Below are 6723 nucleotides of genomic sequence, written 5' to 3' on the forward strand. Positions count from 1 at the left end.
GGGAAAGTAAGGAATGCCTGTTTTCTGTCTGACAAAGAATTTCATTGATTAGATTTCGTGGAAACAAATCCACAAAAATTCCAGTAGAGCCTAAAAAAATAAGATCACAATTTGTGAAAAAAACTAATTTGTCATTAATACGGGGTTGCTTTAAAATCAATTGAAAAATAGATTATTACGTAACATTTTTCTGTTATTGACCCTCCCCCCATCTCCCTCCCTTAAATAGGGGATGAGGAGTGAGGGGGTGGGTTGAAAAAAAGTAAATACTAAAATCCGATTTTTTCATAGCCTTCTAAACATGAATCCGGTGAATCCTAAAAGGGGCTGGCCATGAAATTCGAGCTTCGCTACGGCCGATCAAAAACCGTGGTTGCTGTGCCCGATCATCTTGAAATTCTTACGATCGTACCGGCCGATCTTCCGAAAGCGGAATCCGGTCAAGAAATGGTTCAATACGCCATTGAACATCCTCTGGGAACACCGCCTTTACAAAACCTGCTTTCTTCTCAATCCAAACTATGTGTTGTCCTTCCCGACAAAACCCGTGACGCCCGGACAGACCTCATTCTGCCGGTTCTGCTGAAGGCCATCCGTGCGGCGGGTGTGCCGTCCAAACAGGTAAAATTCCTATTTGCAAACGGAAGCCATGCCGGAATGGCGGATCGGGAAAAAGAGGCTATTTTGGGTAGTGAGATTGCAGAAACGTACGCCTTCGAGGAACACGATTGTTCCCAAAGTGCTCTGAAATATGTGGGAACCACGCCAAGAGGAATCCCGGTTCGGGTGAATCGCCTGGTTACGGATTCCGATTTTGTTATTGTTGCCGGTACCGTGGTTCACCACTATTTTGCCGGATTTGGCGGCGGCCCCAAAATGATTGTTCCCGGAGTGGCTGCCTGCGATACCATCACCCAAAATCACAAAATGGCCGTTTTGAGTGAGAATTCCGTTTTGCACCCCAATTGCCGTCCCGGACATGTGAAAGGAAATCCGGTTTACGAAGACATTGAAGATGCCTTTCAAATGGTAAACATCGGATTCAGCGTTCAGGTTGTACTCGATTATAACCACGAAATTCAGGCTGCATTTGCCGGGGATACCCTTCTGGCTCATAAAAAATGTCGCAGAATTATTGAAAAAATGAACCGCGTTCCCATCCCTCAGACATTCGATTGCGTCATAGTCAGTGCCGGCGGGTTTCCAAAGGATGTGAATCTCATTCAGGCACACAAGGCCATTTACAACGCCTTTCAGGCGGTGAAACCGGGCGGGTGCATGATTGTTCTGGCGAAATGTGATGACGGCATCGGCTCCAGAACGTTCTTACAGTGGTTTGATTATTCGGGGCTGGCGGAAATGAAACGGGCGGTTATGGAAAACTACGCGCTGAACGGAAATACGGCGCTTTCTTTGAAAGAGAAACTGAATCAATCCACGATGTACTTAATTTCGGATTTGGATAAATCGATTAGCCGGAGGATCGGTTTTGTGCCGGTAAGCTCGTTTGAAGAAGCCTGGGCACAGGCCAGCCGTGATTTCAACATGAATTCGGTTGCGGTTTTGCCTTTTGGCGATGTAACGCTTCCCGAATTAAGGGCAGAATAGGATGAAAACACATATCGCAGGCAGTTTGGTTTTTTTGGCGGCGGGTGTCCTCTTTTTGAACTGTGCCGCTTTCCGCCCGAAGCCCATTTTTGTTTCGGGTCCCTCTCACAAAAGTCCTGAAAAACCAGCGGCCGTTTCCCGCACGTCTCCGCCCAATTCAGCCTCAAAACCAGTGGAGCAAAAAGCAGGGGCGAAAAAGAGGCCGGTGTCTGAAGAAAAAGGCAGCCCCGTTTCTTCCGGAAAATCCCGGACAAACGCATGGCGATTCCGGCAGGAGATGATGCGGGCCATTGACGATTATCTGGGGACCCCGTACAAATGGGGAGGTGAAAATGCCCGCGGAATGGATTGCTCGGGATTTGTTAAAGTGATTTTCCAACAAGTTTCGGGACTGAGTTTACCCCACAGCGTTGAAAAGTTGGCCGGGGAAGGGGAACCGGTTTCGCTTTCAAACCTGCAATTTGGGGACCTGATCTTTTTCCGCAAATCCGGCAGCGGCCGGCTTTTTCACGTAGGAATTTATTTGGGCAGCGGCAATTTTGCCCATGCGAGTACGCAAAATGGTGTAACCATCTCCAGCCTTTCGGAGCCCTATTACAAGCGCCGTGCGGCCTTTGGAAGGCGGTTGATCCGTTGATCGGTTCCCTGCCGATTTGCGCGTTTTTCTAATCCTACTCATACCGAAGCGATTCCACCGGTTCCAGATGGGCCGCCTGCCGTGCAGGAAAAAGCCCCGCAAACAGGCCAATCAGTCCGAGAATAAAAACAGAAATACCCATGATGAGCGGGGAGAGGATCGGGCGTCCCAGGTATTCAAAAGGAGGGCGGTCGAAGGGCAAGAGTCCCATGGCCTGGACTACGAGCCATGCGAGCAGGAGTCCGAGTCCGCCGCCCAGAACCGTAATCAAAAGGGACTCAAAGATGAACTGCGAGAGGATGTGCGATCGCTTGGCACCGACCGCTTTTTTAATTCCAATTTCCCGGGTGCGTTCTTTGACGATAACAAACATGATATTGGCCACTCCCACCCCGGCCACAAGCAGCGTCAGGCCCCCGACGATTCCCAAAAAGATCTGAATCCCAATAAAAATTCGTCTGGATAACCGCTCTGCCTCAATAAAATTATTGATCCAAAGGGCATTGGAATCCGTTGGATCGAAGCGGTGCTTCCGGCCCAGTAGAACGCGAATTTGCTTTTCCAGCAGAGACGCCTGCCCCGGATTTTTGGGGCGGATGACAATCTGGCGTACATACTGCTCCCCATAAATGGCCTGGTGGGTTGTGGCCGGCATAATGGCCCGCCTGGAATCGGGGCCGTTGTTCATGGAGGTTTGGAGTTTCTTTTGGAGAATACCGATGACGGTAAACGGAATCGTGTCAATTTTCAGGGATTTTCCCACCGGATTTTCTCGTCCGAAGAGTTCCTCGGCAATTTCGCTGCCAAGAACGACCACGCGTCGTTTTTCCCGGACATCCAGAGTGTTGATAAACCGTCCGCCCCGGATGGGGTACATCCGGCGCATGATCTCAAAGGCCGGTTCCACGCCAACGCCGTACGTTAACGCAGATGTTTTCCCTCGGGTCAGCCGTGTGCCCCAATGCCCGTATTGAATGCTGATCCACCCAATGCCCGACAAGGAGCTTTTAAGCCATTTTTCGTCGTCGGGTGTCAGCCGGATGCGCCGTCCCTCTGGCAACCCGCGGAAACTTTTGCTGGTCTGCCCGCCGTAAATGATGAGAATTTTGTCTCCGGCATTTAATATCCCGTTAACCATCGTATGTTTAAAGCCCTGCCCGAAAGCCAGAAGCAGAACAACAGCCAGGGTTCCCCAGGCGATGGCCGAGGCCGTCAGAAAAGCCCGTGTTTTTTGCAGGCGTAAATCCTGGAAGAATTCCCGAATGTAAAACCAGCGAAACGTCATAATTCACTCACTAACTGTAACGTAAACAATCAATTGGATTCATTCGTGAAGCTTTTCTGGCGGGGAAAAACCCTGCCAGCAGTCCAACGATACCTAAAATGAGCATCACAACAAGAAAGACAGTTCCGGAAAACTCCGGGTAACCCACAAAATCTCCTATGGGAAGTATCCGTGCCAAACGAATCATTCCAATAGAGAGGATAAAGCCCGCACCGGCGCCGATACCCACAATCACAAATGTTTCACCAAGAAATTGAAACAGGATGTCCCGCCGGTGTGCCCCAATAGCGCGCTTAATGCCAATTTCCCGGGTGCGTTCCCGCACAACGATGTACATGATATTGGCCACCCCAATACCCCCCACAAACAGGGTAAAACTCCCGATAATTCCCAGAAAAATATTCAGACCCAAAAAGAATTGGTTTATCATTTTGTCCATTTCGGTTGTATCCCACAACGAAATGGCATTTTTGTCGGTGGGATCAAACTTGTATTTCTTTCCCAATACGTCGTAAACTCTTTTGGTAATATACTCAGAATAGGCAGGGTTGGCCGGTTTGTACACGAGATCGCTTATCCTTTTTGTACCAAAGAAAGCGGAGAAGGTACTGGCCGGAATGAATGCGCGATCCTGATCCCGGCGGTTGTAGCTTGAATTTTGAGTTTTGTGTTTCATTACCCCAACAATCAGAAAAGGAACACCGTTGAGCAGAACATTTTTGCCAACAGCCGGTTCACGGCCAAACAGGCGGTATTTAATTGAATCGCCAAGAAAAACGACATGGCGGCTTTTGGCCATATCCAGCACATTTAAAAACCGACCACCGGGCAGGGGAATAATATTTCGAATGGCCGCATATTTTGGATTTACCCCGCTCACAAGTGGGCGGGCGATCCTGGTGTCCTTTCTCAGGATGGCATTCCAGTTTGAAAATTCGGGACTGATCGTTTGGATTTCGGGAATTTCCCGCGCCAAAAGAGCGGCATCGTCTTCAACCAGACGAACCGGTCTGCCGATGCCAAATCCCTGAAAGGGCTTCGTGGTACTTCCCGGAAAAAGAATCACGATGCCTTCACCCAATCCGTGCATATTTTTGGCCGATTGTTTTTTAAATCCGGTCCCAAAGGAAAGCAGAATAACCACGGCGACCGTTCCCCACATGATTCCGAAAACGGTTAGAAACACGCGCAGCTTTTGCACCCGCAGGTCGTGGACGAATTCTTGTAATTCATTAACTATCAGCATGTGCAGATCATCGATTCCGTCAAATAGTGTTATTGAATGGTTCGTGTTGGTTTTTCAAAAACTTCATCGCCCTCTTTTAAACCCGAGACGACTTCAATCGCGAGGGCATTACTGAGTCCCACACGGATAGGTTTTTCGTGGGGTTTTCCGTCTTTTCCTTTAATCCGAACAAAGGCCGAGTCATTTCGGAACGTAATCACGCGTTCGGGAAGGGTAAGAACATCCTTTCTTTCCTGAATAATAATCGTGGCGTTGGCAGAATATCCTGCCCGGAGAACGATCTTCGGGTTGGGTTTCAGGGTGATTTTAATCGGGAAAACCGTGGCATTTTCCCGGGTTTGGGCGCGCAGGGAAATTTTACTCACCGTTCCTTCGATTTTCGCATTGGGAAGAGCCCCGATTTGAATGTGTGCTCCCATTCCCTGCCGGAGTTTTCCCACGTCGATTTCATCCACTGTGCCGCGGAAGATCAACCGGCTCATATCTGCCAGCGTCAGCAAAGCCGTTCCGGCCTGATAAGAGGTCAGCGGAACAACCGGATCCCCGATTTCAATTTTGCGTTCCAGAATCGATCCGGAAATAGGAGCCCGGATAATGGTCTCAATGCGGGTATTTTCAATTTTTATTTTCCCTTTTTCCAGAAGGGCCAGTTTCTCGGTTGCCATTTTGTACCGAATAGCCGATTCCCTGTAGTTGCTTTTGGAAGTCTGCAGGTCTCTTTCTGAGATCAGGCCTTTGCGTTGAAGTTCCTCCTGGCGGGTCAATTCCTGTTTGAGATTTTTCATCTTAATGGAAATTAATTCCACCTCTCGTTTGGCTTCGGCCAGTTCCAGAGGGGTTGGTTCCGGCTGGACTTTTATCAAGGGATCCCCTTTTTTGACAGAGTCTCCTTCATCCACAAAAAGCTTTTTTACCACACCTGAGATTTTCGATTTAACAGCCACCTGGCTCACCGGCTCAATGGTTCCCACGGCAAGAGCCTTTTCAACAATGGTTCCCCGTTTTACCTTTATTGTGGAAAGGGTTTTCTGCTGATTTTTGTGGGAACAGGAAAGCGTCCTTCCCACAAAAATGAATCCGATAAGCATAAACAGGCCCAAAACAATCCATTTTTTTTGCTTCATAATCACCCTCATCGTAAGAGATTCTTCTGACTAAAACCATTCATTTCTACGGCTGATTTCTAAAAATGTTACAAAATTACCATTTTGTATGGCAACCCGTGCAGAACATTTTCAAGACCATCCTTAATTTGTACGAAAAATAAACGATCCTGTCAATCCTGTTTAAATATTTTCGCCGCGAAGACCCTAAGTCACGAAGATTGTTACCACTAAAATAATCCGCTGCTTGCAACTCAGTTTGTTTGGCATAGTTTTCCCTTTCAATGAATACCTATTTGTCTTTTTATTTATTATACCTTTGTGTTTTCGTGACTTTGTGGCACCGGTTGCGGTTCTTTTTGATTTTCAAAAATGAATTTCTTTCTTGGGGCTTTTTTTGTATCTTTAGATGAATCAGATTCTATTGAACACCAACCTTGCGAAGGTTTTTAAACACGCTATCATGATTGAATTCAGTCAAATAATGAACCTTCGCAAGGTTACTATTAACAAATTTGGTTAAGCAAGGAATTCACTTATGTCCCGTTTTGCGAAACTTGTTTTGGCGCTGTTCATTCTTGTGCCTCTCGGTTTTTCTACAAAATTCTACCGGGGACCGCTCCACGGGTGGGTCAATAATGGGGCAGGGGATATTCTGTACCCCATTTTTTGGTTTTTGCTCCTTCTGTTGTTTTTTCGGAAACTGTCCGCCCGTGTTGCGGCACTCCTCGTGTTTGCGTTTTCCTCGCTAATTGAAGTGACTCAGCTTTTTCATCCCCTCTGGCTGGAGGTACTGCGCCGGAATTTCATTCTGCGGACGATTCTGGGCAGCGGTTTTGAGTGG

Annotated in this window: 6 protein-coding genes; 3 read left to right on the forward strand and 3 right to left on the reverse strand. The window is 47.8% G+C overall.

Going from position 1 to position 6723, the window contains the following annotated elements; translation table 11 throughout:
- Positions 1–333: 333 nt before the first annotated feature.
- Together larA and GXO76_13005 are read left to right on the forward strand one after the other, a co-directional pair.
- Positions 334–1608 carry a nickel-dependent lactate racemase gene (gene larA / locus GXO76_13000; GenBank protein ID NOY78774.1) on the forward strand — a complete coding sequence of 425 codons (1275 nt, stop codon included), beginning with the start codon at positions 334–336 and terminating at the stop codon, positions 1606–1608.
- A gap of 1 nt (position 1609) precedes the next feature.
- The gene (locus GXO76_13005) at positions 1610–2245 is read left to right on the forward strand and encodes a hypothetical protein (GenBank protein ID NOY78775.1); all 636 of its coding nucleotides are present in this window, start codon (positions 1610–1612) and stop codon (positions 2243–2245) included.
- A 34-nt stretch (positions 2246–2279) separates the two neighbouring features.
- Here the strand turns inward: GXO76_13005 and GXO76_13010 are convergent, their stop codons facing one another.
- The 3 genes from GXO76_13010 to GXO76_13020 are packed head-to-tail and all read right to left on the reverse strand — an operon-like array spanning position 2280 to position 5900.
- A complete protein-coding gene (locus GXO76_13010; GenBank protein NOY78776.1) occupies positions 2280–3530 on the reverse strand; it encodes an ABC transporter permease in 1251 nt (416 codons plus the stop codon).
- Between the two features lie 10 nt (positions 3531–3540).
- Positions 3541–4776, reverse strand: coding sequence for an ABC transporter permease (locus GXO76_13015; GenBank protein ID NOY78777.1), 1236 nt, complete (start codon positions 4774–4776; stop codon positions 3541–3543).
- Positions 4777–4805: 29 nt separating this feature from the next.
- Positions 4806–5900 (reverse strand): efflux RND transporter periplasmic adaptor subunit, encoded by a 1095-nt coding sequence (locus tag GXO76_13020; protein NOY78778.1) that lies wholly within the window; start codon positions 5898–5900, stop codon positions 4806–4808.
- Between the two features lie 517 nt (positions 5901–6417).
- Here GXO76_13020 and GXO76_13025 point away from each other — a divergent pair.
- The coding region (locus GXO76_13025) for a DUF2809 domain-containing protein (GenBank protein ID NOY78779.1) at positions 6418–6723 on the forward strand (306 nt) is incomplete at its 3' end.

Source organism: Calditrichota bacterium (assembly GCA_013151735.1).
Lineage (GTDB): Bacteria > Zhuqueibacterota > JdFR-76 > JdFR-76 > BMS3Abin05 > BMS3Abin05.

Coding starts and splice junctions, on each gene's coding strand:
- GXO76_13010 (NOY78776.1), bottom strand. CDS start 3,530: ATGACGTTTCGCTGGTTTTACATTCGGGAATTCTTCCAGGATTTACGC.
- GXO76_13020 (NOY78778.1), bottom strand. CDS start 5,900: ATGAAGCAAAAAAAATGGATTGTTTTGGGCCTGTTTATGCTTATCGGA.
- GXO76_13015 (NOY78777.1), bottom strand. CDS start 4,776: ATGCTGATAGTTAATGAATTACAAGAATTCGTCCACGACCTGCGGGTG.
- larA (NOY78774.1), top strand. CDS start 334: ATGAAATTCGAGCTTCGCTACGGCCGATCAAAAACCGTGGTTGCTGTG.
- GXO76_13005 (NOY78775.1), top strand. CDS start 1,610: ATGAAAACACATATCGCAGGCAGTTTGGTTTTTTTGGCGGCGGGTGTC.